This window comes from Streptomyces sp. NPDC047049, assembly GCF_040643995.1.
Taxonomy (GTDB): Bacteria; Actinomycetota; Actinomycetes; order Streptomycetales; family Streptomycetaceae; genus Streptomyces; species Streptomyces mooreae.
Map to the genome: position 1 here is coordinate 36,776 of NZ_JBEYVM010000017.1, position 26,747 is coordinate 63,522.

At 73.5% G+C, this 26,747-nt stretch carries 16 protein-coding genes and 1 pseudogene; 9 read left to right on the forward strand and 8 right to left on the reverse strand.

Annotated features, from left to right (window positions below):
- Nucleotides 1-70: 70 nt before the first annotated feature.
- From ABZ851_RS28625 to ABZ851_RS28650, 6 genes and pseudogenes are all read left to right on the forward strand, one after another.
- The gene (locus ABZ851_RS28625; protein ID WP_361133341.1) at nt 71-1,174 is read left to right on the forward strand and encodes a WYL domain-containing protein; all 1,104 of its coding nucleotides are present in this window, start codon (nt 71-73) and stop codon (nt 1,172-1,174) included.
- 167 nt (nt 1,175-1,341) lie between these two features.
- On the forward strand, nt 1,342-1,737 hold the full coding sequence (locus tag ABZ851_RS28630) for an SH3 domain-containing protein (protein WP_361133344.1): 396 nt from the start codon (nt 1,342-1,344) through the stop codon (nt 1,735-1,737).
- A 93-nt stretch (nt 1,738-1,830) separates the two neighbouring features.
- Nucleotides 1,831-2,853: a teichoic acid biosynthesis protein C gene (locus ABZ851_RS28635; RefSeq protein ID WP_361133347.1), complete on the forward strand. Its 1,023-nt coding sequence runs from the start codon at nt 1,831-1,833 to the stop codon at nt 2,851-2,853.
- A 202-nt stretch (nt 2,854-3,055) separates the two neighbouring features.
- Complete coding sequence (locus ABZ851_RS28640; RefSeq protein WP_361133350.1) at nt 3,056-3,907, forward strand: helix-turn-helix domain-containing protein; 852 nt, start codon at nt 3,056-3,058, stop codon at nt 3,905-3,907.
- A gap of 129 nt (nt 3,908-4,036) precedes the next feature.
- Nucleotides 4,037-4,402 (forward strand): annotated as a pseudogene (locus tag ABZ851_RS28645) (nucleoside deaminase); the annotation flags it as partial.
- 486 nt (nt 4,403-4,888) lie between these two features.
- On the forward strand, nt 4,889-5,974 hold the full coding sequence (locus tag ABZ851_RS28650; RefSeq protein ID WP_361133353.1) for a DUF2637 domain-containing protein: 1,086 nt from the start codon (nt 4,889-4,891) through the stop codon (nt 5,972-5,974).
- A 40-nt stretch (nt 5,975-6,014) separates the two neighbouring features.
- Here the strand turns inward: ABZ851_RS28650 and ABZ851_RS28655 are convergent, their stop codons facing one another.
- Nucleotides 6,015-6,392 carry an ATP-binding protein gene (locus ABZ851_RS28655; RefSeq protein WP_361133608.1) on the reverse strand — a complete coding sequence of 126 codons (378 nt, stop codon included), beginning with the start codon at nt 6,390-6,392 and terminating at the stop codon, nt 6,015-6,017.
- Between the two features lie 395 nt (nt 6,393-6,787).
- Between ABZ851_RS28655 and ABZ851_RS28660 the strand changes: the two genes are divergently transcribed.
- Both ABZ851_RS28660 and ABZ851_RS28665 read left to right on the forward strand, forming a co-directional pair.
- On the forward strand, nt 6,788-9,973 hold the full coding sequence (locus tag ABZ851_RS28660; protein WP_361133356.1) for a glycoside hydrolase family 38 C-terminal domain-containing protein: 3,186 nt from the start codon (nt 6,788-6,790) through the stop codon (nt 9,971-9,973).
- Nucleotides 9,974-10,093: 120 nt separating this feature from the next.
- Nucleotides 10,094-10,318 (forward strand): hypothetical protein, encoded by a 225-nt coding sequence (locus ABZ851_RS28665; protein WP_361133359.1) that lies wholly within the window; start codon nt 10,094-10,096, stop codon nt 10,316-10,318.
- A gap of 18 nt (nt 10,319-10,336) precedes the next feature.
- Here the strand turns inward: ABZ851_RS28665 and ABZ851_RS28670 are convergent, their stop codons facing one another.
- Both ABZ851_RS28670 and ABZ851_RS28675 read right to left on the reverse strand, forming a co-directional pair.
- The gene (locus ABZ851_RS28670) at nt 10,337-12,079 is read right to left on the reverse strand and encodes a pyruvate dehydrogenase (RefSeq protein WP_361133361.1); all 1,743 of its coding nucleotides are present in this window, start codon (nt 12,077-12,079) and stop codon (nt 10,337-10,339) included.
- Between the two features lie 228 nt (nt 12,080-12,307).
- A complete protein-coding gene (locus ABZ851_RS28675; protein ID WP_361133364.1) occupies nt 12,308-13,894 on the reverse strand; it encodes a protein phosphatase 2C domain-containing protein in 1,587 nt (528 codons plus the stop codon).
- 458 nt (nt 13,895-14,352) lie between these two features.
- On the opposite strand from ABZ851_RS28675, the gene ABZ851_RS28680 reads away from it, so the two are divergent.
- Nucleotides 14,353-14,835, forward strand: a complete 483-nt coding sequence (locus ABZ851_RS28680; RefSeq protein ID WP_129293433.1) for a DUF456 domain-containing protein — start codon at nt 14,353-14,355, stop codon at nt 14,833-14,835.
- 183 nt (nt 14,836-15,018) lie between these two features.
- On the opposite strand, the gene rsgA is transcribed toward ABZ851_RS28680, so the two are convergent.
- From rsgA to ABZ851_RS28705, 5 genes are all read right to left on the reverse strand, one after another.
- Nucleotides 15,019-16,146 carry a ribosome small subunit-dependent GTPase A gene (gene rsgA, locus ABZ851_RS28685; RefSeq protein ID WP_361133367.1) on the reverse strand — a complete coding sequence of 376 codons (1,128 nt, stop codon included), beginning with the start codon at nt 16,144-16,146 and terminating at the stop codon, nt 15,019-15,021.
- A gap of 276 nt (nt 16,147-16,422) precedes the next feature.
- Nucleotides 16,423-18,531, reverse strand: coding sequence for a hypothetical protein (locus ABZ851_RS28690; RefSeq protein WP_361133370.1), 2,109 nt, complete (start codon nt 18,529-18,531; stop codon nt 16,423-16,425).
- Nucleotides 18,528-20,639, reverse strand: coding sequence for a hypothetical protein (locus tag ABZ851_RS28695; RefSeq protein ID WP_361133373.1), 2,112 nt, complete (start codon nt 20,637-20,639; stop codon nt 18,528-18,530). Before ABZ851_RS28695 ends, ABZ851_RS28690 begins: the two co-directional genes overlap by 4 nt.
- The gene (locus ABZ851_RS28700; protein WP_361133376.1) at nt 20,636-23,197 is read right to left on the reverse strand and encodes a hypothetical protein; all 2,562 of its coding nucleotides are present in this window, start codon (nt 23,195-23,197) and stop codon (nt 20,636-20,638) included. Before ABZ851_RS28700 ends, ABZ851_RS28695 begins: the two co-directional genes overlap by 4 nt.
- Complete coding sequence (locus ABZ851_RS28705) at nt 23,194-26,742, reverse strand: tubulin-like doman-containing protein (protein ID WP_361133379.1); 3,549 nt, start codon at nt 26,740-26,742, stop codon at nt 23,194-23,196. Before ABZ851_RS28705 ends, ABZ851_RS28700 begins: the two co-directional genes overlap by 4 nt.
- Between the last annotated feature and the right edge of the window lie 5 nt (nt 26,743-26,747).

Sequence of the window (26,747 nt, forward strand, 5' to 3'; positions counted from 1 at the left end):
AAGGAACACCTCGAACGCTAGGACCCATACCGGACAGAACCCGCCCGGTATATGCAGCAGACTTGCCGGAGTGACCACATCGACCACTCGGGTGCTCGCCCTGCTGGAGATCCTGCAAGGGGGCGGCACCCGCACCGTTCCCGACCTGGCCGCCCGCCTCGGCGTCGACGAACGCACCGTCCGTCGCTACGCCGGCCACCTGCTGGACCTCGGCGTGCCCGTCGACTCGGTGCGTGGCCGCTACGGCGGCTACCGGCTCGCCCCGGGCTACCGGATGCCCCCGCTGATGCTCACCGAGGACGAGGCCCTGGCCGTTCTGCTCGGTCTCCTGGCCGCACAGCGGGCCGGGCTGGTCACCACGTCCGCCGCGGCGAGCGAGAGCGCCGCGGCGAAACTCCGGCGCGTCCTGCCCAAGGCCCTGGGGCGACGGCTGGCGGCGCTGCCGGCGACGGCCGGTTTCACCGCCCGGCCCCGCCCCGCCGCCGCACCGGAAGCGGGCGTGCTGCTGGGACTTGCCGAGGCCGCACGCCATCAGCGGCCGGTGGCGATCACCTACACCGACCGGAAGGGCCGCGGCAGTGACCGCACCGTCCTCCCCTACGGCCTGGTGGCGCACTCCGGACGCTGGTACCTGACCGGCGCGGACCCGGCCGCCGGAGAGGGGGAGGTGCGCACCTTCCGGCTGGACCGGATCACCGCCGCCACCGTGCAGCCCGGCTCGTTCACCGTCCCGCCGGCCTTCGACCCGGTGACCACGGTCCTGGACAGCCTCGCGCGGACCCCCTGGAAACACGCGGTGTCGCTGCGCGTCCACGACAGCGTCCAGCACCTCCGCCGCCATCTCCCGGCCGACATCGCCACCCTGTCCACGATCCCGGTGACGGCGGCACCCGACGGCACCGACCCGGCCGACACCGACCCGGCCGCGGCCGGCAGCGCCCACCCCGACAGCCCGGCCCGCCCGGCACCGGCCGGCGAACCCACCGGATGGGTCCGTGTCCGGATCCGGGCCGAGCGACTGGACTGGATCCCTCCCGTACTGGCCGCTCTGGACCGCCCGTTCGTCATCGAACACCCCGCGGAACTGCGCACCCTTGTACAGGAGCTGGCCCACCGCCTCGGCACTCACGCCGCCGCCGGCCAGGAGCGTCCGCCCGGTCCTGAGGCCGGCTGACGGGCCGGGGCGCCACTACTGCCGGCGACCGGCGGCCGCAAGGCGGGCCGGCGCGTTCCACTTTCTCCCTGGGACGGCTGGGACACATCATCGGCCGGCTCGTCGGAAACGCTGAGCGACGCAGGGCCACACTCCGGTGAACCTGCAGATCTCCCGAGGAGAATCCGATGATCCGACGCATGATGCGCAACGGTGTGGTCGCCGCGGTCGCCGCCCTCGCCATGGTCCCCGCGGTGGCGTTCGCCGACTCCTGTCCGCACCCCGCTTCCGGCCGGTACTCCGCGCAGCAGGACACGGCGACGACGAGGACCACTCATGCGTACGGCCGCGTGGTGACCCCGAACGACGCGCGTCTGAACGTCCGTTCGGGCCCGGACACCGCCTACCGCGTGGTCGGCACCGTACGCGCCGGCCGGGTGCGGGCCCTCGCGTGCAAGACCCGCGGCGGCTCGGTGCGGGGCAACCACCGCTGGTACCGGCTCACGCACCACCGGGGCTTTGTCTCCGCCCACTACATCCACGCCTTCCGCGCGGTCCCGTGGTGCCGGGTCCTCGGCAGCTGACGCCGCCTTCGGCGGTGACACCGCAATGACCGCCGGCTGCCTGCCCGTTCGAGGGGGCGGGCGGGCAGCCGGTCCGAATTCTTGGAGCGCGTGATGGTCACAGAGACAGCTGTCGTGCAGGGGCCGGGGCCGGGACGCAGGGCCGTGTGCCGCCTCGCGCTGAGCGCGGCGGCCGCTGCCGTGGTACCGGCGCGGCGAGCGCTGGCGGCACCGGCTCCGAGCCGGAAGCTGCCCGCCCTGTCCGCGCCGGGCCGGCCGTTCCTCGCCGGGCGGCTGCGACACGCCACGGTGCTGCAGTCCTTCGCCGTCGACGAACGGAAGGGGCACCTCTACGCCCTGCAGGTGGTGGCGGGCGGGGTACGGCTGGCGGGCGAGGCGACGGCGCCTTCCCACGCGCAACGCGTCGGCAACGGTGATCTGTGCCTGAACCGGCTCACCCTGGACGGCTCCCCGGCCGGGTACATGTACCTGAAGGGCTTCGGGCACGGAGGCTCGATCGGGCTGGAGGACTCCGCGGACGGCGTCACCCTGTGGACGGAGTGGGACGCCAACCCGGCGTCCGGCTACGGGCGCGGCGTGTGCCGCTTCCGCTTCACGGACGGGCAGGTGCTGGCACGTGACAGCGGCGGACTCGGCACCTGCCACCCCGTCCCCGGCTCCACCAGCAATGCCCCCGCCCTCGATGTGACGCACCGGCAACTCCTGCTGCGGTACAAGACGGACGGCATACCGAGGTTCGCCCTGTACGACCTGGACCGGTTCCGGGCCGGCTGGTTCCTCCCGCTGGCCGACTTCGCCCAGCCGGGCGCCGGCCTCGCCCTGCCCTTCCAGGGCATGGCCGTCCACGGCGCCTACGCCTACCAGCTCCTGGGCAGTGCGTACGGAACGGGGAATCCGGCGTCCTCGGGCGGCAACACCCGGCTGTACCGCATCGATCTGCGGAGCGGACGTGTGGTGTGGCAGCAGCGGGAGCGGACGGCCCCGGGGCTCGCGCCCCGCGAGCCGGAGGGCCTGGCCGTACGGCGGGAGGGGGGCACACCGCGGCTGTGCCTGGGGTTCGTCGAAGGCCCGGCGGGCGGCCGTGGTTTCCGCCTGTACGACAAAGCGCTCAGCTGACATATCCCGTTCGGCGCGCGCGGGGTGTCATCGGCCGCCAGGGGTGGGTACACATTCCGCCATCCGGGAGGAAACACCCCCGGATCCCCGGCCGGGACCGCTGCGGCGACCCTCCCGGCCCGGAGGCAGGTGGTGAGGGGAGGCGCACAAGGTGTCCCGCTGGCGGCCGCTGCCCGACACGCTCGATGCTGACGCGCAACGCTTGACGAAAGAGTTGCGCGCCCTCAAGGAACGGACCGGTCTGAGCCTGGACGGGCTGGCCAGGAAGACCCCGTACAGCAAGTCCGCCTGGCACCGCTACCTCAACGGCGAGAAGCTGCCACCGCGCACCGCGGTCGAGGCGCTGGGCCAGGTGGCGGGCGCGGATCAGGAGCAGTTGCTCGCCGTGTACGACGCCGCGTACCGCGCCCGGACGGCCCCCGTGACCACACCGCCGCCCGTGGCGCCCACGGCTCCCCTCCCGGAGGAACGCACCGGCCGCACGGCGGAACCCGCCGGGTGGATGCGGACGTTCCTGCGCAGCGCCGGGGTGCTGCGGACCGTCGGGGCGCTGGTGGCGCTGACGGCGCTGGTGGCGACCATGGGAGCGGCGGCCGCGATCGTGGAGATTCCGGCACGGGCCGCACGGACGGACGGCGAGGCATCCCCCGCATGCCACGGCCACCGGTGCCAGGGCCGCTATCCGTGGCGGCCCGGCTGCAATCGCGACGCGCGCACGGAGAGCACCCTCGTGGACACCACCTACACCGTGCGCCTCCGGTTCAGCCCCTCGTGCGGAACCGTCTGGTCGGAGGTGCAGCCACGCGCCGGCGGCGCACAGAAGGTATCGATCTGGGTCGGCCGCGACGCCCGCCTCACCTCCCACACCCACGGCCGCGAAGGCCTTGCCGTCAGCCCCATGCTGGCCACCTCGGACCTGCGAGAGGCCGTGGCCTGCGCACAGGTGACGGACCGCGTGGCCTGCACCGGCGCCATCGAGCTGACGAGCCCGGCCCGCTCCCGTGATGGTGATGACTTTCCCGGGCCCAAGTTCCTGGAAAATGTCATGCGTTGAGGTGAGCGGGTGAAAGTTACTTCTCCCAGGCGGCCCGCTCAGCAAGGCAAGCCCCCAGAGGTGCCGTGAGGCACCCGGCAGGCGCTCGCCAGTTCGCCGGTGGCCGGAGGACGTCCGCCGGCCCGGCCCGTCGTTGCCGAGGACCACAACCGTGTGGCCTCAGGCGACCGGACCCGCCATCCGGAGTTCGAGCTGGCGCGCTGGGCCGCGGCGAACATGTCCGCCGGGGAACGAGCGGCGGCGACCGTCTTCACCTCCGGTGAGCACTGCCCGATGTGCGCTGCCGCACATGGCTGGGTCGGGCTGGGTCGCATCGTCTACGTGAGTTCTTCCGAGCAACTGGCCTCCTGGCTTGCGGAGTTGGGGGTTCCCGCACCTCCGGTTCGGACCCTGCCGATCCAGGCGATCGTCCCTGACCTCATAGTGGAGGGCCCGATTCCCGGCCTCGCGGAACAGGTACGCGACCTGCACCGCCGCTTTCACAGCGCACCCTGAGCGCAACAGCACGGTCCGCACTGCGCCTGCGGGGCAAAGCCGCAAGCCGGCCTCAGCGGCACGCGAGTCAGCACGAGCATCCGCGACAACCCCAGCCCGCCCTGAGCGGCCACCGTCGACACGAACACCTGGAACACATCGAACTGCGTCTGACAGGCCGTCACGGGAGTCAGCATTAGGTCAGCATCACGTTTACCAAAGGCGCCCAGAGGCAGTCACACATTGGACACACGGCCGCTCTCGACCAGACCGCCCCGTGGCAGGCTTCGCAGCCAAGAACCGACGCCCGGCCTCGCAACTCGAACCCCACGCCATCCACCAGGGCGACCCCACTCGAACGCAAATCCTGCTCAGTGAAAGAAAGTTCGAGTCCAAGGGGCGTCATGGCACCTCTTGGCGTTGTCTTATTCCGAATGCCTCGGTTACGGCGACGGCGTCCGCCAGGATGTCGCGGAAATCGCGTATTCGAGCCAAAGGGATCCCAGAATGAGAATGACGGACATACCGCTGGACTGGCTGGTTCCCGGAGTCTTGCTGCTCGTCGGGGTGCCGGTGGCCGCGGCGCTGGTGGTGCGGGGCAGGCGGGCGGCTGCCCGGTCCGCCGGTGAGGACTCCCGGGAACGGAGCGAGGAGCGCCGGCGACGCAAGGAGACGGTCTTCGCCTCGGCCTCGTATCTGCTGTTGTTCTGCTGTGCGGCGGTCGCCGCCGCACTGTCCTTCCACGGTTTGGTCGGCTTCGGTGTGCAGAACCTCAACCTCTCCGGGGGCTGGGAGTACCTGGTGCCGTTCGGGCTCGACGGTGCGGCGATGTTCTGTTCCGTGCTCGCCGTGCGGGAGGCCAGTCACGGTGATGCGGCGCTCGGTTCGCGGCTGCTGGTGTGGACGTTCGCGGGCGCGGCGGCGTGGTTCAACTGGGTGCATGCGCCGCGCGGCCTGGACCACGCGGGCGCCCCGCAGTTCTTCGCCGGGATGTCCCTGTCGGCGGCGGTCCTCTTCGACCGGGCGCTCAAGCAGACCCGCCGGGCGGCGCTGCGCGAGCAGGGCCTGGTGCCCCGTCCGCTGCCGCAGATCCGGATCGTCCGCTGGCTGCGCGCTCCCCGTGAGACCTTCGGGGCCTGGTCGCTGATGCTGCTGGAGGGCGTACGGACGCTGGACGAGGCGGTCGAGGAGGTCCGCGAGGACCGGCGCGAGAAGGAGCAGCACCGTCTCCGCAGGCGCGAACAGGGCAAGCTCGACCGGGCACGCATCAAGGCCATCAACCGGCAGCACCGCAGCTGGGGCCGTGGTGGCGGTCGGCAGCTGCCGGTGGCGCAGGCGGCGACGGCCTCCGCGGAGGTGGCCGGGCCCGACCCCGCCATAACCAGCGATGCGGAGCCGCCGCTCACCGGGGAGCTTCCGGTGCGCGCCCGTCCGGCCCTCAAGGCCGTGTCCGGCGCTGAGGCCGAGGGCGCCGCGGCCGCGGACGGGCCCCGGCGGACCGTGGATCTCACCGCCGAGGACGACACCCAGACCATTCCCCGTCTGGACTCCCTGGAGGAGAAACTGGCCGAGATCGAGCGGCAATTCGGCTGACCGGTGGCGGACCGTGCGGGCCGGCATCCCCGCCCATGGGTCAGGCCGGTCCGCCGCCCAGCTCGAACCACACGCTCTTGCCGAGGCTTTCGGCACGTATGCCCCAGGCGTCGGCTAAGGAGCGCACCAGCATCAGGCCCCTGCCGGAGGTGCCGTCGGTGGTCGGGGCGCGCGGCTCGGGACGGCCGGGAACAAAGTCCCGCACCTCCACCCGCAGCCGGTCGCCGACCTTGGCCGTGACGACGGCGCCGCCCTCCGCATGCACCAGGGCGTTGGTGACCAGCTCGCTGGTGAGCAGGGTCGCGACCTCCGTGAGCTCGCCGTCACCCGGCGCCGACCAGCGGCTGAGCAGTTGGCGCAGCTCCCGCCGCACCTCGCCGACCGCCTTCAGATCCGCATGCCGCACCTTCCGCTCCAGTACACCCGGCGCTCGTGCGGCGATTCCCCCGTTCCGGCTCCCCTCAGCCGATTCCTGCTGTCTGTCCCGCTCTTCGCGTCGCACAGGCTGACGCATCTTCTCCCCCGCCCCCAACGAACATCGGCGCTCTGCCTCGAACAGCCTCACGGTCAGCATGCCCATCGGATCTGCCGCCATGCTTCCACCCGCCGGGCGCCGGGAGCACGCCCCGCGCGCCGGGTGGGCCGAGCGCCGCCCAGTGGGTATGCCTGACCCGAGCCCGCCGTGGAACCCGCGGCAGGGACCCCGGACGACCGGAACACTCCCCCGGCACCGGCAACGGCAACCGCCGAAGCCGCCGCCGGCCCCCGCCCGCGCCCCGGCGGCGTCGGGGAGTACGACCGTGAGGAGCCGCTGTGCACGACGACCGACTGCTGGTGGAGGGGCGTCTGGAGAGGGCGCTGGGGCAGTTCATCCGGCCCGCGCAGTACGCGGCGCGGGTACCGCTGCGGCTCGACGTCTGGCATGTGCCGCGCAGCGTCGTCGACGGCCCGGGTAAGGAGGCGAGCGCGCGGGGAACGGTCCCGGTGGGCGACGCGCTGCACGCCCCGTACGAGCCCTTCGCGGTCGGCGAGCCCTGGGGGCCGCCCTGGTCCACGAGCTGGTTCCGGCTGACGGGTGAGGTGCCCGAGGAGTGGGCGGGACGACGCGTGGAGGCCGTCATCGACCCCGGCTTCAGCGGCGACGGGCCCGGGTTCCAGGCGGAGGGGCTGGTTTACGACGCCGAGGGCGTACCCGTCAAAGGCATCCATCCGCGCAACCGGCATGTCCCCGTCGGCGCGCCGGTCAGTGGCGGTGAGCGGGTGCGGCTGCTGCTGGAGGCCGCCGCCAATCCGGCGGTGCTGCGGGATTTCCGCCCCACCGACCTCGGCGATGTACGCACCGCGCCGGGCCGTCCGCTGTACCGCTTCGCCTCGGCGGATCTCGCGGTGCTCGACGAGACCGTCTGGCAGTTGGTCCTGGACATCGAGGTGCTGGCGGAGCTGATGCACGAGCTGCCCGCCGACGGTTCGCGCCGGCACGAGATCCTGCGGGCGCTGGAGGACATGCTGGACGCGCTGGATCTGCACGATGTCGGCGGCACCGCGGGGGCGGGGCGGGCCGCGCTGGCGGACGTCCTCGGCCGGCCGGCCGCGGCGAGCGCCCATCGCGTGTCGGCCGCCGGACATGCGCATATCGACTCCGCCTGGCTGTGGCCGCTGCGCGAGACCGTCCGCAAGGCGTCCCGTACCTTCGCCAACGTCACCCAGCTGGCCGGGGAGTACCCGGAGTTGGTGTTCGCCTGCTCCCAGGCGCAGCAGTACGCCTGGGTCAAGGAGCACCAGCCGCACATCTGGGAGCGCATCAAGGAGGCCGTGCGGAAGGGGAACTGGGCTCCGGTCGGCTCGATGTGGGTGGAGTCCGACGCCAATATGCCCGGCGGTGAGGCACTGGCCCGGCAGTTGGTGCACGGAAAGCGCTTCTTCCTGGAGGAGCTGGGGGTCGAGACCGAGGAAGTCTGGCTGCCCGACTCGTTCGGCTACAGCGCCGCGTTCCCGCAGCTGGCGCGGCTGGCGGGGGCGAAGTGGTTCCTGACCCAGAAGCTGTCGTGGAACCAGAGCGACAAGATGCCGCACCACACCTTCTGGTGGGAGGGCATCGACGGCACCCGGGTCTTCACCCACTTCCCGCCGGTGGACACCTACAACTCCCGGCTGGCCGCCGGTGAACTCGCCCATGCCGAATGCAACTTCGCGGACAAGGGGCGCGCCACCCGCTCGCTGGTGCCCTTCGGCTGGGGTGACGGCGGTGGCGGCCCGACCCGCGAGATGCTGGAGCGGGCCCGCCGGCTGCGCTCCCTGGAGGGCTCCCCGCGCGTCGGGATCGAGCCGCCGGCCCGGTTCTTCGAGTCCGCCCACGCGGAGTACGGGGCGGCGGCACCGGTCTGGTCGGGCGAGCTGTACCTCCAGTTCCACCGCGGTACGTACACCTCGCAGGCGAAGACCAAACAGGGCAACCGGCGCAGTGAACACCTGCTGCGCGAGGCGGAGTTGTGGGCCACGACGGCGGCGGTGCGGGCGGCTGACGGCGGCTACGCCTACCCGTACGACGCCCTCGACCGCCTCTGGAAGACCGTGCTGCTGCACCAGTTCCACGACATCCTCCCGGGGTCGTCCATCGCCTGGGTGCATCGCGAGGCCCGTGACACCTACGCGGCGGTCGCGGCCGAACTCACCGGGATCATCGAGACGGCGCTGGCGGCACTCGGGGCGATCGAGGCACCCGGGGCGGCCGGGGTACCGACGGTGTTCAATGCCTCGCCCTACGACCGGGAGGAGATCGTCACGCTGCCGGGGGCGGGGCCGGAGCGCGGTCCGGGGGCGGGCGGGCCCACCGAGGTGGCGGTGCATGTCCCCGCGCTCGGCTCGGCGGCCGTCCGCCCGGCCGGTCCGGACTCCGCGACCCCGCCGCCCGCGCCCGTACGGGCCGACCACGACGCGGACGCCACCGTCACGCTCGACAACGGGCTGCTGCGGGTGGTCGTCGACGCCGACGGCCTGCTGGCGTCCGTACACGATCTGCCCGCCGGGCGGGAGGTGCTGGCGCCGGGTGCCCGCGGCAATCTGCTGCAACTGCACCCCGACCACCCCACCCAGTACGACGCCTGGGACCTGGACCGGCACTACCGCCATCGGCACACCGATCTGACCGACGCCGAGTCGGTCGAGCTGACCGCGGCCGGGCCGCTGTCCGCGACGGTACGGGTGACCAGGGCGTTCGGCGCGTCCCGGATCGTCCAGGAGCTGACCTTGCGGGCGGGCTCACGCCGCCTCGACATCCGCACCGACATCGACTGGCACGAGTCGGAGAAGGTCCTCAAGGCCGCTTTTCCCCTGGACGTGCACGCCGAGCGGTCCACCTCCGAGGTGCAGTTCGGGCACGTACACCGCCCGACCCACACCAACACCAGCTGGGACGCGGCCCGGTTCGAGATCTGCGCGCACCGCTGGCTGCGGGTCGCCGAGCCGGGCTACGGCACCGCGCTGCTCAACGACTCGACGTACGGCCACGACGTCACCCGCACCCCGCACCCGGAGGGTCTGGGCACGACCGTCCGGCTCACCCTGCTGCGCGCGCCGCACAGCCCCGACCCCGAGACCGACCAGGGCACCCACCGCTTCACCTATGCGCTGCTGCCGGGCGCCGGGACCGGTGCGGCGGTCGCCGAGGGGCTGGCGCTCAACCTGCCGTTGCGGACCGCCGTCGCGCCGCCCGTCCCCCCGCTGGTCCGCGTCGACCACCCGGCCCTCACCGTCGAGTCGGTCAAGCTCGCCGAGGACCGCAGCGGCGACGTGGTGGTGCGGCTGTACGAGTCGCACGGCGGACGTGCCGTCGGCACGCTCTCCCCCGGCTTCCCGGTCGCACGGGCCACCGTCACGGACCTGCTGGAGCGGCCGCTGCACGAGGAGGAAGCAGGGCCGACCTCGGAGGTGACGGTGGAGCTGCGTCCGTTCCAGATCCTGACGCTCCGGCTGAGACCACAGCATCCGCCCGGGACCTGAACCGGCCACAGCATCCGCCCGGGGCCTGAACCGGCCGCGGCACCCGCCCGGGGCAGCCGGGGTCCCTCTATTCTCGACGCGTCAGCGGTACGTTCGGGTGGGGAATTCAGGGGGCGGGGAATGAAATTGTTCTGGTCATTGGCGTGGATACGGCACGCCGACGACTTCGGGTACAGCCATGGCGTCCTGCCGGGAACGATCGGGACGGTCGCCGTTCTCCTCACGGCCGTCGCCCTGGGCTTCGCGCTCCACCGCGTCGACCGCATCCGCCGCCTCCGCTTCGCGGCACCCGCCGCGGCGATCACCTTCTTCACCGCCGGAGTGCTCTGGCTCGCGGGCAGTTGACGGGGCCCTCCCGCCGGACTAAATCCTGGGAACGTTCCGCAAGTTGGAGCGGGCCATCTGCAGCATCCGGCCGACGCCGCCGTCCAGCACCATCTTGCCGGCCGACAGGGCGAAGCCGGACACCATCTCGGCGCTGATCTTCGGCGGGATGGAGAGGGCATTGGGGTCGGTGACGATGTCGACCAGCGCCGGCCCCTTGTGCTTGAAGGCCTCGCGCAGTGCGCTGCGCACCTGCTTGGGCTTCTCCACCCGGATGCCGTGGGCCCCGGCCGCGCGGGCGAGGGCCGCGAAGTCCGGGTTGCGGTAACCCGTGCCGTACGAGGGCAGCCCGGAGACCAGCATCTCCAGCTCCACCATGCCCAGCGAGGAGTTGTTGAAGAGCACCACCTTCACCGGCAGGTCGTACTGGACCAGGGTGAGGAAGTCGCCCATCAGCATGGTGAACCCGCCGTCGCCCGACATCGAGACGACCTGGCGCCCGCGGTCGAGGAACTGGGCGCCGATCGCCTGCGGCAGCGCATTGGCCATCGAGCCGTGGCTGAACGAACCGATCACCCGGCGGCGGCCGTTGGGGGTGAGATAGCGGGCCGCCCAGACATTGCACATACCGGTGTCGACCGTGAAGACCGCGTCGGCCGCGGCCTCCTCGTCCAGGATTGAGGCGACGTACTCGGGGTGGATCGGCAGGTGTTTCTCGACCTTGCGGGTGTACGCCTTGACCACGCCCTCCAGCGCGTCGGCGTGCTTCTTGAGCATCCGGTCCAGGAACCGGCGGTCCGTCTTCGGCTGCACCTTGGGCATCAGACCGCGCAGGGTCTCGCGCACATCGCCCCAGACTGCCAGGTCGAGTGTGGAGCGGCGGCCCAGGTGTTCGGGGCGGACATCGACCTGCACGATCGTGACGTCGTCGGGCAGGAACGCCTCGTACGGGAAGTCCGTGCCGAGCAGGATCAGCAGGTCGCACTCATGGGTGGCCTCGTAGGCCGCGCCGTAGCCGAGCAGTCCGCTCATGCCGACGTCGAAGGGGTTGTCGTACTGAATCCATTCCTTGCCGCGCAGCGCGTGGCCCACCGGGGCCTTCACCCGCTCGGCGAATTCCATGACCTCGGCGTGGGCTCCCGCCGTACCGCTGCCGCAGAACAGCGTGACCTTGCCGGCCTCGTTGATCATCCGGGCCAGCTTGTCGGTCTCGGCGTCGCCGGGGCGGACGGACGGACGCGCGGTGACCAGGGCGTGTTCGATGGTGCGCTCGGGGGCCTGCTCGGCGGCGATATCGCCGGGGAGGGAGACGACCGCGACCCCGCTCCGCCCGATGGCGTGCTGGATGGCGGTCTGCAGCACCCGCGGCATCTGCCGGGTGCTGGAGATCAGTTCGCTGTAGTGGCTGCACTCCGCGAACAGCCGGTCGGGGTGGGTCTCCTGGAAGAAGCTGGTGCCGATCTCGCTGGAGGGGATGTGGGAGGCCAGCGCGAGGACCGGGGCCATGGAGCGGTGGGCGTCGTACAGACCGTTGATCAGGTGCAGGTTGCCGGGGCCGCAGGAGCCGGCGCAGGCCGCGAGGGAGCCGGTGAGCTGTGCTTCCGCCCCGGCGGCGAAGGCGGCGGCCTCTTCGTGACGGACCTGGATCCAGTCGATCGCGGAGTTCCGCCGGATGGCGTCCACCACCGGGTTGAGGCTGTCGCCGACGACACCGTAGAGCCGCCGCACTCCCGCCCGCACGAGGATGTCCACGAACTGCTCGGCCACGGTCTGCTTCGCCATGTCGCGCTCGCTCCTTCGGCGGTGGGCGTTGCCCCCGCTGGCGTGGTGGGGGCTGCTCTCCCATGAACCCATGGGGCGCCGCGGCGCGCCTCCGCTGTGCCTCCCCGTGGATCTCAGCGGGTGCCTTCCCGGTCCGCCCCCCGGTCCACCCCCCGGTCCGCCTTCGCGGCCCGCCTTTCCGCTGCGCCTCGCCGCCCGGTCCGCTTCGGGGTCCCTGTGTGGCCCGCGCTACGACTCCCACACCCCCACGGCCGTACGGTCCTGCGGGTGGTTCTCGGCCCGCAGTTGCGCGGCGGTGAGGAAGTCCACCAGTCCCGGCGGCCCGGCGGCGGACCACCGGTCGGCCAGCCGGGCGGCGAAGGCGGGCTCCTCCCGCAGCGGTTCGGCGAGACCCGCGGTGCACAGCAGCAGGGTGTCCCCCGGACGGGCGAAGGCCGTCCGGAAGAGGAACGGCTCGGGCCGTGCCGGGCTTCCGTTCGGGTGCGGGTCGTACGCCGGGGCCGGGGCCGGCCGGGACAGTCGGCCGGTGCCCGCCGCCTTTCCGGAGAGGCGGGCCGTCCCGGCGGGCTCCAGGTCCTGCCAGGCTCCGTCGCGCAGCAGGAAGAGGCCGCCCGCGCCGACGCCGAAGAACACCCGGGTACGGCAGTCCGGATCGGCGGGCAGCAGCAGGCAGCGCAACGCGGCCGGGTGCCGCTCCGGTGGGGCGCCCCGCTCCGGGCCCCGGCCGCGCAGGGTGCCGTAGCTGCGGTCGGTGAGCCGCTGCAGCCCGGATTTGAGGGCACCGCGGCGGTCCGTCCGGATGTCCTCCGCCAGTCGGGTGTAACTGCGGCCGACCGCGCCGCCGATCCAGGTGCAGGCGTCCCGGGCGGCGCGGTGGGCGCCCTCGGCGGACGGGCGGCCCGTGGCGACGGCGACCAGGATCAGAGCGTGCCGGCCGGCCCCGAAGCGGGCGGTGAGCAGCGCGTCACGGCGTATGTCGCCGCCCCGGCGGGCGGCGTCGCCGCGCTGTGAGACGGCGCGCAGGGTCAGCACGCCGTACCGGGCGCCGTCCAGCGTGGTGTCCGGCACCAGGTCGTCGAGCGCGGCCGGGTCGGCGGCGGGCAGTTCGCCCGGGTCGGCCCCGGGCGAGGGCGGGCGGTCACCGGCGGGGCCGGCGGTGGCGACTGGGCCGGCGACGGCAGGCGGTGGGGTGTCCTGGGGAGGGCGGGGCGGTGGGGCGGTTCGCCGGCCGGGTGGTGGGGCGTCCCGCTGGGGGCGGGGCACCGGGGAGGCCCGCCGGTCGGTGGGCGGGCGGTCGGCAGGCGCGGGGGCGAGGGGAGGGCTGTCGAGGGGCGAGCCGCCGGTGGATGAGTCATCGGTGGACGGGCCGTCGACAGGCGGACGGTCGGCGAGCGGGCGGCCGGGGGCCGGGCGATCTGCGGATGGCGCGTGCTTCCCGGGCCCGGTGGACCGGAGCGGGATCGGTGCCGACGGCTCGGGCGGGGAGGGGGCGGGCCGGCCCGGCGGTTCCCCCGGTTGCGGGTCGGCCGTACCGCGATCCGGGGGCATCCGCGGTGCCGGACCGGCCCGCCTCGGCCCTCTGAGGGTCCGCAGCGCCGATGCGACCCGGTCATCGAGGGTGTCCGTGGTCCCGGACGGCCCCACATCGGACGGGCCGGCATCGCACACCGCGCGGCGGCCCGGGGCACCCTCGTCCGCGCCCGCGCCACCGTCACCGCTGCCGCTGCCGCCACCGCTGCCGTCGCCGTCGCCGTCGCCGTACAACTGCCGCCACCAGTCGTCCTCGTGGCCCCGCGCGGCTCCCTGCTGATCCATGGGCCGTATTGTCCCCGGACGGCCACGGCCGAGACAGGGCGCGAAAGAGCGTCCACCGGGCGGCCGGCCTCCTACGGGTGATCGTCCGCCGGACCGCGGCGGCGCACTCCGGCCGCGGCTGCGGACTCCGGCCCGGCGGGCCGGGTGGCCGTGGGTGTTGGCCGGTCCGCCCTCCGGCGTTGTCTGTTTGCCGGGTGACGCGGACGGGGCGGGGCTGACGGCGGAGCACTCGCCGGGCACGCCCGGTCCGGCCGGCCGGCAAGCGCTTCCGGGTCGCGTCCGGCACGCTGGGGCCATGAGAGTGTGCAGCGTACGAGCCGTCATGGGTCCTGCACCCGCCGGGAGTGAGGCCGGCGCGTGAGCGAGGGCAGCGGGCGGGCCAGGAGCAGCAGCCGGCGGGCCGGGCGAAGGAGCGTGCCCGGCGAAGGCGGGCCGGCCGGACGGGACGGAGCCGCCGCATGAGTGTGTGGCAGCTGGTCGCGGTCGGCCTGGTGATGCTGCTGGGGCTGCTCGGAGTGCTGGTGCCCGGTATTCCCGGGCCGCTCATCGTCTGGGCGGGCGTGCTGTGGTGGACACTGTCCGAGAAGTCCTCCCTCGCCTGGGTGGTGCTCATGGGCGCCACCGCCGTGCTGCTCCTCAACCAGGCGCTGAAGTGGCTGCTCCCGGTCCGGAACCTGCGGGCCGCGGGCGCGCCGTACCGGGCGCTGTTCCTGGCCGGGGTGGCCGGCATCGTGGGGTTCTTCGTGATCCCGGTCATCGGCGGCCCGCTGGGCGCCGTCGGCGGCCTCTACCTGCTGGAACGGGTCCGGCTCGGCAGCCATGGCGACGCCTGGGCCTCGACCCGTACGGTCATGCGGGCCATCGGCCTGAGCGTGCTGATCGAGCTGTTCGCCTGCCTGCTGGTCGTCGGCGCCTGGGCGGGCGCGGTGGCGGCGGGGTGAGGGGCCTCCGCCCGGCGGGGCCGTAGGCGGCCGCCCGCGGGCCGACCGCGGACAGCGCCGCGCGCACCCGTTCGGCGGCACCACGGTCCGTGCCCGCGTCCAGCAGCACCCGTCCGGCGGCGAGGGCGGTGCACAGGGTGCGGACCGGCCCCTCCCCCGCCGCCAGACGCCCCTCACCTCACGTCACCTCTGCGGCCCCCGCTTCCGCTCCATCATGTGCCGCCCCAGCGCCTGCTTCTGCTTCCAGTCCCGGCGGAGCTCGGCGCGCAGCCGGGCGTCCGTCTTCGCCACGATGCGCTGGTTCTCCCGCAGCAGCTTGCGGTAGCTCTCCAGCCGCCGTACGGGCAACTCACCGGTCTCGACGGCCTCTTGCACCGCACAGCCGGGCTCCGCCTCATGCGCACAGTCGTGGAAGCGGCACCCCTCGGCCAGCGACTCGACATCCGAGAACGTCCGGGCCAGCCCGGCCCCCGCGTCCCACATTCCGACGCCGCGCAGCCCCGGCGTATCGATCAGCACTCCACCACAGGGCAGCGCCCGCAGGTCCCGGGTGGTCGTGGTGTGCCGCCCCTTGCCGTCCCGGTCGCGGATCGCCTGTACCAGCTGCACCTCCTCGCCGAGCAGGGCGTTGGCCAGGGTGGACTTGCCCGCACCGGACTGCCCCAGCAGTACGGACGTGCCCCCGGCGAGCACGGCGGAGAGCACATCGATCCCGTCACCGGTCGCCGAGCTGACCGCCAGCACCTGCACACCGGGAGCCGCGGACTCCGCATCCGCGACGAGATGCGCCACCGTGTCCGGCCCTCCGGCCAGATCCGCCTTCGTCAGCACCACCAGCGGCTGTGCCCCGCCCTCCCAGGCCAGCGAGACGAACCGCTCGATACGCCCGAGGTCCAGCGCATCGGCCGACGACACCGCGATCACCGCATGATCGACGTTCGCCGCGAGGATCTGCCCCTCGGAACGCTTGGACGAAGCAGACCGCAAGAACGCCGTACGCCGTGGCAGCAACGCCCGGACGACGCCGTCGAGATGGTCACCGGTCAGCCCGTTCTCCAGGTCGATCACGGCCCAGTCACCGGTGCACGGCACCCGCATCGGATCGCTTGTCGCCACGAGTGCGGTATCCGCCAGCACGGTCCGGACGCCGTCGCCCTCGGGCACGACGACATCCACCCGCCCGCGGTCCACGCGGACGATACGGCCGGGCACGAACCCCTGCCCGGCATAGGGGGTGAAACTCTCCGCGAACCCGTCGTCCCAGCCATGGGCGGTCAACGGATGCGCAGCAGAGAAATCGAGGTCGAACAACGGGATGACCCTTCGGAAAGAGCGGTCCCGGCCACGCGCAGCACGCGCGAGAAGAAGAAAGGTCGGTCAGCCGGAGACCACAGGGGTGGGATGGATGAGCTTCCGGTTCCGGGCAGCGCCCGGCGCAATGACAGTCATCACGGTCCTCACCTCCTGTTCTCGCGAAAGTTCCCGCGAAAGTGCACGCGAAGGTGCACTCGCATTCAGCGGCTTGCGGCACGGAGCCTACGGGAGCGGGGAGCCGGGGCGCCAACCTTTTTCCGGCCGGACGCTGCGTCACACGAAGATCAGCAGGATCGCGATGAGTACGGCCATCACTCCGATTCCGGTTCCCACCACGCAGCCCGGGTTGGTCGCCAGGTCGGAGAGCCGGGCCCCGACGGTGGGCGGATCCGGCACGGTCGCGGAGGGCTCGGTGGACGTGGTGGCCACCAGGGCGGCGGGGGAAGCGGCGTGGGACGTGGAGGGAGCCGTACGCGGAGCAGCACTCTGGCCGATCACATCGCGCAGGATCTGCTGCCACAGGACGGGAGGCAGGTCGGGGGGCAGGCCGTTCGCCGGTGTGATGATGCTCTGCCAGAGCCAGTTGCCCGCGGTGGGGTGACGGTCCCGGCACATACGGTGCAAGAGCTCCTGCAGGTCACGCCGGTAGCGTTCGTCCCGGGCCAGAGGGGCGACGGCCCAGGTGAAGAGGTCGGCCGCCCGGCTGGCCATGGCCGTCCTCGAAAGGGTCTGTGCACCCTGCCCGTTCGGCTCGAAGTACAGTCCGTGGCGGAGCACTTCGGCACACAGCTCGTGCCGCATCTTCGTCTCTCGCCCCCGGACGCGGTCGTCGTCGCCCAGCTCGTGCAGCAGCAGATCCAGGGAGTCCGCCGGCAGATCGGTGGAGCGCAGTTCGTCCAGGAGCAGGCCGTCGGAGTGCGTGCGCAGCCGCTCCCTCAGCAGGCCGCGTTGCTGGGCGTTCCTGCGCTGAGGGGCACGCAGGTCCTCGTGGAGCGCGGACGCTTCGGGGGCTGCCGCCTGTCCGGTACCGAGCGTTGCCGGCCGGTGGGCGGGCGTCCGGACCGGGAGCGGAGTGGGGGGTGCAGGCGTGGGTGCGGGCTCCGGTGAGGGCTCCGGCGTGAGGGCCGGCGGAGGAGAGACGGGGGTGAGCGTCGGCGTAGGGGGTACCGGCGCGGGTGCGGGCTCCGGCTGCGGGGCGACGGGCCGGGCGACCGGGGACCGGGCCGGTTCGTCTTCCGGAGACGGGAGTTCCGGGGACGGGAGCTCCGAGGACGGCAGCTCCGAGGACGGCAGCTCCGAGGACGGCAGTTCCGAGGACGGGAGCTCCGGGGACGGCAGCTCCGGGGACGGGAGGCGGTGCGGGGCCGCGGCGGTGCGGGGGCCGGTCCGGGGGCCGGTGTCCAGGATCTCCTTCAGCAGGCTGCGCCGCTGCGGCCACCCCAGCGCCGCGCCGTCCTTCAGCGCGTCGGCCAGCTGCGGCACACCGGGACCGTCCGCCGGGTGGGCCAGGAGGTGGCTCACCAGCCGGGCCGCCGCCCTGTGCTCGAACCGGAGGTCGGCCGGCGGGTGGCCCGCGATCCGGGCCAGCGGCCCCGACCCGCCCGCGTCCGGTTCCCAGCGCGGGACGCACATCAGACGCAGCTGATGGGTGTCGGCCGTGTCGTACGTGGCGTACGTCCACTCCTGGCCGAGCCAGGAACCGAACAGCAGGAACAGCCCCAGGTACACCAGCGGCGCCGCGTCCCGGCCCGGCCAGCCGGGCAGCTTCTCCTCGTCCGTGAGCAGCGACACCCGCCGTGCCGGGTCGCGCAGCCACTCCGCGGTGACCAGGATCAGCGCGTGCTGGACCGTCGGCAACAGCTCCTGCATCCCCGGCAGCCGCCGCCGGGCCACCGCGTCAAGCTGCCCGCACTCCACCGGGCGCAGCCGACCGGCGGCCCGCTCCGCTGACTCCCGGTTGCCCCAGCCGCCGTGGGAGAGGCCGAGGCACTGACGGGTCTTGAGCGCCCGTGGGTCACCGACCAGGACATGGCTGACCGTGCTGGGCCGTCCGCCGCGGTCGGTGGTGGGCCAGCGCTGGACGAGCATGACCTCACCGTCGCGGGACAGCGTGCGTACGACGCTCTGCCGCTGGGCCGCCGCACCGGACACCCACAGCAACGGGCCGAGTTCTCTGCCCAGTTGATCGGCGCGCCCGGCGGAGCAGGAGTGGGCGACGGCCTTCATGCCGGTGTCCTGGCGGCCCTGGTTGCCGTCCCACCGGAAGACCACCTGGTGCACCGGCCCCGCGGCTGCGCCACCGCCCGGCCCACCACCGCCCGGCCCACCACTGCCCGGTCCGCCCCTGTCGGCCGGTGGCCTCCGCTCCTGGAAGTCGCTCACTTCGCTTCCTCTCCCCCTGCTCCCCTGGCTCCGGGTGACGGTTCCGCTTCCCTCGCGGGTACCGGCCCCACGGCGAACTCCTCGGCGCCGCCGTCCACTTCGACCAGCCCGTGCATGGCCAGCAGGGACAGCAGCGGCTCCAGCACCCGCAAAGGCCCCGCTCCCGCCGGATAACGGCCGTGTTCCTCCTGGCCGCCGGTGGCCGACGCGATATGCAGGGTGCAGCGGCGGATCGTGTCGAACGGGCGCAGCCATGCCTGGCCGGCGTGGTGGCGCAGCAGCCCGTAGACGTCCCGGCTTTCCTCGCGTATCCGGGCGGCATCGAGCGCGGTGGGCGGCGCCTCGCCCAGCCAGCGGTCGACGGGTGGCTGGAACCGCAGCAGGTCGGCCTTGCCGAGCACCATGGCGGCCGCCACGTCCAGATACGGGCCGTTCTTCGGCAGGCGGTCCAGGACGGTGCCGAAGGCGAGGTCGCCGTCCCGGTTCACCTCCAGGCCCCAGCGTTCCCTGGCGTGGTCGAGGTGCGGCAGCGGGAGGGCCAGCGCCGGGTCGACGACGAAGACCATGGCGTCGACGCCCAGCAGGAAGCGCAGCGCCGCGTCGGTGCGTACCAGGTCCTCGCCGCCGAGGTCGAAGAAGGCGACCGGACGCACCTGCCCGCGCGCATCGGTGAGCAACAGGGACTCCACGAAGCGGGCGAAGCCGTCCAGGCCGAGGCCGCCGGTGTGGTCGAGGACCTTGCCGTTGCGCAGCGGCTGCACCCGTTCCCGTACGAACCGGGCGTGCTGCTCCGGGTTGACGGACTGCCACTGGAGGCCGAACGGCTCCAGGCCGCCGTCCGTGATCTCCGCGATCATCTGGGTCAGCAGGTGGCTCTTGCCGGTGGAGGACTGGCCGACCATCGCGACGGTCAGGGGGCGGCCGTAGGTGAGGTAGGGCACCGGGATGAAGTGCTCGGGGAAGTCCGGGTCCGCCGTGCACTTCTGGACGGCACCGCGCATGATGTCCTGGCGCCGCAAGGGGTTGCTGATGCCCGAGGGGTCCAGGGCCTGGTACTGCATCTTGCTGTCGGTGACGAACAGCGACGTGAGGTCGAGCTGGATGGTCTCCAGGCAGTACGGGCAGAGGACTTCGCCGTTGCTTCTCCCGGCCGGTGCTCCGGACCCGTCGCCGGGTGCGGTGGCGGGCGCCTGCCGCTTGAGGCCCAGCGCGTGCGCGAATGCCTCCCGGTGCGGGCGCGTCTCGTCGGCCGGCACGGAGAGCGCGAGGCGCCGGGCGGCACCCGGGGCCAGGAGGTCGAGCAGCCGGGCGGGCGTCGGCCGGCCGGCCGCCAGCGGGGCGAACGCGCCCCGCAGCGTCTCGGCGAGCACCCGGTGCCGGCCGAGGTCGGCGGGCGCCCGGTCGCTGGGGCCGGGCCGGCCGGTCACCAGCTGGTAGAGCACCTGGGCCGCGCTCCACACCGCGTCCCTGGAGTCGACGAGGCCTTCGCCCCGGCGCTGTTCGGGCGGGCAGTAGGGCGCCCGGCCCCACCGGGTCCTGGGCCGTCCGGTGCGGGCCACCCCTTCCAGCCCCCAGAGCTGGAGCGAGGTGCCGTCCCAGAGCACGGTGGCGGGTGAGATGCCACGTAACACCAGGCCCTGGCCATCCAGCAGGCACAGCGCCAGCATCAGATCGCGGGCGAGGACCCGCTGGTCGGTCGCGGACATCACATGAGTGCGCACGGCGGCGGTGCCGCGCGGTGCGGCGTACAGCAAGTACGGCTCGGCGGTGTCCAGTTCGTAGCCGACGATCCGCGGGAAGAGCGTCGCGTACTCCGTGTCGACGAGCACCCGGTGCAGGTGCAGGGCGGTGCCCGTCTCGGCGTCCAGCAGTGCCCGCGCCGCCGGGTTCGCCGCGTCGGCGGCGGTCAGCCGCACCTGGACGACCTGCTGCCCCTCGTCGTCGAGCAGGCCGTTGCGGATCCGCTGGGGCAGCAGCGGATCACGGCGGGATTCGCGGCCGAAGCGGACGGGGGCGATGCGGCGCCGTCCCGAGGGGACGGTGAAGGCCAGTGTGGTCCGCCGCGAACTGTCCGGCTCCGCCAGGGGGGAGTGCGGGCTGCCGGTCACCAGCGGTCACCGTCCCTTCGGTCGTACGTGTCCGCACCGTCAGGTGCGGGGCTCTCGCGGGGCCGGACGGTGTCCACCACTCCCATCCGCAGCGGGGTGACCCGGATCAGCCCGGCGTACCGTCCCGACGACGTCCACAGCGTCCCCTGGGGCCAGGCCGCACCGCTCGTCCGCCAGGCCTTCTCGACCTCGCCGCGTACGGCCTCCGGTGCGAATCTGATCCACACCGCCGCCGCCGGGTCGCGACTGAGCAGGGTGCCCTGTTCGGGCGAGGACAGCTGCACCACGGCCTGCCGTTCGGGCTCGGCGCCGACCAGCTCGGCCACCCGCTGCGGGTCGGTCCCCAGGAGGTTCGCCGAGGTGGCGCGGATCCGGTGTGCGGCGGCGAACGGGGGCGGGGCCGTCACCCCGTTGCGCTGGAGGTGCCGACGGGCCGTCGACAGCAGCTCGCGGACCCGGTCCTCGGTGCGCCGCAGGGCGAGGGCGCCGGCCTGGCCGCGCTCGACGGCCCCCCAGTAGGGGGCCATCGCGACCAGGGCGGCGTCCGTCAGATCACCGGCGAGCGTGGCCACCAGCTCCGGCCCGCCCTCGCCGCTCTCACGGTCCAGCCAGCGCGGAGCCCGGGCGGTGCCGTCCTCCCACGGGTCGGCGGGCCGGGCCGCGTTCTGCTCGGCGGAGGCCTCCTCCCAGGCGGGCCCGTCCTCCCAGGCGTACACGCTCGCCCAGTCGCTGTCCTCGTCGTCGGATGCGGCGAGGACGTCCGTCTCCAGGGCCGAGGCGCTGGACAGCCAGTCGTCCCCGTCCGGCGGCTCGGTGGCACCGGACGCGGCGGTGGCCGGTTGCCGCTCGGGGCCGGCCGCCGCCTCGGCGTCCGCGGCGGCGGCCGTCGCGCGCAGCATGCCGGCGACGGACCGGGCCGCGTCGGCGCAGTAGAGGCGTTCGTCCGCGGCCCAGTGCTCACGGACCGCCTCGGCCAGCAGCGCATCGAGCCCGCTCAGGGCCTGGCGCAGCGCGGCGGTCCCGTGGACCGTGGCCAGGCAGCCGGACGCCGCACGCCAGAGCCGTCGTGCCGTCTCCACCGCGAGGCCGAGAGCCACCACCAGAGCGGGAGCGCTCAGCCAGAGCGGAGGCTCGGTCGCGTACGCCACGAGCTCTCCGGCAGCGGCACCGCCGAGTGCTGCGGCCCGGGGCCCCGTGGCCCAGCGCCCCGGATGCCCGGTGCCCCGCAGCCGGGATGCGCCGAACGCCGCCAGGCCGAAGAACACCAGCGGGACAGCGATCGCCAGCCCCATGTACGGTCCTTGCCACAACCCGCCGAGCAGCCCCGCCGCGGCCGCCGCCGACGGTCCGGCCACCGCTCCCGGCACCGGCCCGCTGCCCGCCCCGGACCGCCGGGCCACCGCCTCGGCGGAGTGCTCGGCGAGCTTCGGCAGCAGCACCGAACCCGGCACCGGCTCCACCCGGCCGGCCAGCCCGGTGAAGCGCTGGGCCACCGCGCGCAGGGCGAGCCCCTGGCCCAGCAGCCGCCCGGCGAACTCCCGCAGGCCCTCGCCGATCCGCTCGCCCACGCCCTCGGCCGAGGGCACCCGCAGACCGAGGGCCGCGAGCCGGGCCGCCGTTTCGGCGGCGGACGGCACCGTGCCGGAGCCACCGCTGTGCAGAGCCGTGCCGACCAGGCTCCGGTAGTCGCCCAGCGCCTGGCGCGCCTGGTCGAGGTCCGCCTCGAACGCCTCCCTGCGGGAAGCCCTCAGCAGTCCGGGGACGGAACGCAGCCCGGCCAGCGACTCCTCGGCGTCGTCCAGGGCCGCCGCGCACGCGGCGTACGCGGCGTCCGCCGTTCCGCCCGCCTCGCGGTGGCGCAGGTCGCGGCCGGTCCGGCCCGCCGCCAGTCCCCGCAGCGGCTCCGGCAGATCAGCGGTTGTCCAGGCGGCCACCGGCAGATCCGGGGCGAGTTCGGTGTCCTCGCCGGCGAACCGGGCGAGCGCGTCGCGCCAGGCCCGGTCGCGCACCTCCGGCGGCAGGTCCTGCTCCAGCAGCCGCACCCCGGGGGCGGCGACGGTGTCGGGCAGCGACCCGAAGTCGTCGAGCACCCGCAGGAAGACATCCGGGACCGACAGCAGGTCCACCAGGACCGCCAGCGCCTCCGGGGCATCGGGCGCGGGCTGTTCCAGCGCCGTACGGGCGGAGCGCAGATCGCCCGCCCACAGCAGGGCGGTCCCCGAAGCCCGCAGCACCGCCGGCCGTACCAGCCTGCGGTCCGGCTGCAGGACCTCGTCCGCACCGTCATACGTACCGGGTGCGCTGCCCACCAGGAGGACCAGGATCCTGACCTCGCCCACGGCCCGGTAGGTGGTGAGCAGTTCGTACTGCTGCTGGTGGCCGGCCAGTCCGGCGGGGGTGTCGACCACCAGGAACAGCGGGTGGTCGGGTTCCGGGAGGCCGGCCCGGCCCAACTGCCGGGCGACCGCGGCCCGCAGGGCCGGGGCGGTGCCGAGTTCCGCCGCCCCGGTGCGCAGGTCCAGGTGGATGACGGCGCCGATGTCCTCAGGGGTGGTCACTCCGCATCACCGTCCCAGGGGTTGCGGCGTGCGCGGTCGCCGCCGCGGTCGTCGGTGCCGCCGTCCGGGCGGGCGGTGCCGGGGTCGTCCCAGGGCGCCCACGGCCGGCCGGCGCCGCCCGCGTGCCCGTTGAGGCGGTCCCGTTCCCCGGAGGAGCGCCGGGTCTCGTCGTCGTACGTCTCGCCGTCGCCGTACGTCGCGCCGTCGCCGTACGTCGCGCCGTCGCCGTGTGTCGCGCCGTACCCGTCGTCGTGGTCGTCCACCGCAGCGCGCCGCGCACGCTCCTCGCGGCCGCCCTGGTACGCGCCGGCAGCGGCGCGCGGTGCGGTGCCCCAGTCGTCGTCCTCGGGGACGGCACGCCGGGGTTCCGACAGCGCCTTGCGGACGCGCGGCTTCGGCGTTCCGCCGCGTACGTGCTCCAGCAGCGTGCGCAGGGTCGGCTGGACGGCACGCTGGTCCCCGAACTCGGTGTCCAGAGCGGCCGGCAGCGTCTCCGCCCAGAACTCCCACAGCGGCCGCACCCAGCCCTCGACCCGCTCGCCGCCGCGCTCCCGGCGGTCCGCCAGCAGTTCCAGCTGGCGCGGGGCGATCTTCTCGACCAGTTCGACGAAGAGCGGGTGCGGTGCGCTGCCGCTCCTGGCGAGACCCAGCGGCTGAGCCCCCATCAGTTCGCGGCAGTAGTCCTCGACGATCCGTTCGTCGTCGAGGACGGTCCAGCGTTCGTACGCGCGCAGCAGCTCCGCCCAGCTCGACACGCCGCCGGGGAAGTCACCGAGCCGCAGCCGGACGCCGGGCACGTTGTCGCCCGTCTCGGGGAACAGCCTCAGCCGTACGCGGTCCGGCGATGCCGAGTCGCCGTCCACCACGTCCACCTGGCCGTTCCACATGCAGCACAGCAGCCGGTGGAGGATGGCGCGGCGGTCCTCCTCGCTGCTGACCATCCAGCTGTCCCGGAACCCGAGCCGCTGACGCCACCGCAGCACGTCCTGGGCCTGCTCGGAGTCCTTCGCCCTGGCCCACTGGCGCAGCACCTTGCGGGCCTCGGGCACCTGGGTGAGGCTCATCTCGCTGCGGAAGAGGACCACGGTGATCGAATCGCTCTCCACCCCCCGGTACTCCACGGAGTTCTTGGCGTCGGAGGGCAGCCGCAGCGCCTTGCCCAGATACTCCTGCACCTCATCCACGGCCTGCACGCGCGGATGCGTGACCAGGACCCGCAGCGGTCCGGTGCCCTCCGGGGTGAAGCCCACCGGCAGCAGCCCGGTCAGTTTGCGGCCGAACAGGTCCAGCGCCTCCTTGCTGACGTGGTCGGTGGCGTCCGCGTCGCCCGCGGCGGCGGCCAGCAGGGTGCTCATGGACGGCAGCAGCGGGCGCTCCTCCAGGTGTTCGCCGCCCTCGGCGAACAGGCGCGTGATGCGGCCTTCCAGCTGCGCCTTGACGACGGCCACCGCGCTGTCGGGGCTGCGGCGGCTGAGCGAGTGGACCGTGCGCCAGGTGTCCCCGTCGACCATCTTGAGCAGGAGCGTGGCCTCGTCGTCGTGGTCGCGCAGCCCCTCCCGGCGGATCAGCCGGGTGACCAGGTCCTCGTAGAAGTGGTTGAGGGTGCGCTGCGGTGGCAGCAGATAGGAGATCCCGGTGCGGTCCTCGTACAGTTCGAGGCCCTTCTGCGCGGACACCTTGCGCTCCTGGTCGCAGTGTTTGCGGAAGGCGTTGACCAGACGCCCGAGGTCGGTCCCGGCCGCGTCCGCCTGGGGCTGCCAGCGCTGCTGCTGCTCCCGCCAGGCCTCGTGCCACAGGATCCGGCTGCGCCACTGGTACCAGGTGTCCTGCTCCTGGAGGGCCGCCTGCACGTCGTCGTCGCCCCAGCGGGCCGGCGACATACCGGCCATCCGGCCCTTGATCCGGGGGGTCTTGGGCGGCTGCTCGGTCACCCCCGGCGGGCGTTGGGGGGCGACGGAGCGGCTGTTGAGCATGCCCAGGAACCCGGCCCGGACGATCGGTTCGTCGCTGTCCGGGACGCCCCGCACGACGCGTTCGGCGAGGAAGGGGTCCACGGTCTGGAGGAGTTTGTCGATGGCGGGGCGCGGGGCGAACCGGTCGGCCATCGAGGAGGTCTGCCGGTCGGCGATGGACTGGAGGTCGGACAGCAGCCGCTGCATGTCCGCGATGCGTTCGCCGAGCGCCTGCTCGATGGCCCGGCTGCCGCGCGGCAGCGGGTCGGGCTCCGGTACGGGCAACTGCGGGCGTTCCCAGAGCTCTTCGAGATGGGAGTCGGCGAACAACTGCCGGATCATCGGCACCGCGGTGTCCCGCAGCGCGGTACGCGGCCGCTCCACCAGATCGGTGACCGCCTCCCGCAGCAGCCGGCCGGCCACCAGGTCGGCCAGCTGGTCCATGGGGGCGGTCATGGAGGCCACCAGGCTGGTGGAGACCCCCTGCCGGCCGATGCCGGTGGGGGACATGGCGCTGCGGTGCACCCCCCGGTTGATGAAGCTCGCGGCGAACGTCTGGTAGTCGTCGTCGGCCGCGGTCGTCCGGCCCCGGGAGCGGCCGTCGCCCAGCTCGGTGCCGATCAGTGACATCACCAGGGAGACGATGGAGCGGCGCAGGTCGTCCTGGCGGATGCCCGCGGTCGGGCTGAACAGGAACGCGGTGGGCAGGATGCCGGTCCGCAGCCGGACCGGTGGCGTGCCCGGGTAGCGGATGCCCAGACCGGAGTCGTGGTCCAGGTCGCCGATCTCCGCCCCCTCCGTCGGCGCGTTCTGCCCGTCCACCAGCCGGAACAGGTCGACCAGAGCACGCGCCGAGTTGAGCTCCGCCTCCCGTCCGCCGCCGGCGGCGGAGGAGAACGAGGACGGCATCACGACCAGCGGGTAGATCTTCACCCCGTCGAAGCGGCGCAGGTGGAAGGCGTGGTTGATCAAGTGCAGGTAGTCCAGGAAGATCCCGGCGCCGGTGCCTCCCGCGACCGAGAAGGCGACGAACACATCGCAGCCGTTGACCTTGCCGCCGCCGAGCTCGCTCAGCTCCCCGGCCGATTTGGCAATCGCGTCGATCGCCTGGAGGAGGGGTTCCAGCACCGGCGCGAGGCTGTGCCGGAGCGTGGCGAACAGGGCGGCGCGCCCGACGGTGGGCAGTTGCCCCGCGCCGTTGTGGAGCGGGGTGACCTTCGGCTCGTCGATGCGCGGCGGCAGCCAGCCGGAGACCTCGTCCCGCAGGCTCGCCCGCAGCATCTTGGTCACCTCCGGTGAACTGTCGAAGTTCGGCAGCAGGTTGTGGGTCGCCCGGGAGGTACGGGCGTACGCGGCGCGCAGCGACGGGTCCACATTGAACTGGGGCAGCCGCTGCAGGTCGGACTCGCTGTAGTCCGCGTACACGAACTGGAGGCAGTCGGGCAGCTGGTAGGGGGCGTGGCCGCTGAGGTGGCTGAGTGCGACGCCGTCCGGGCCGCACAGCTCGGCGCGCAGCTTGCGTTCGAGTTCGGCACCGACCAGGCCGCCGGTGCCGCCCAGGCCGACGAAGAGCATCGGCTGGAAGATCTTCATGGGTT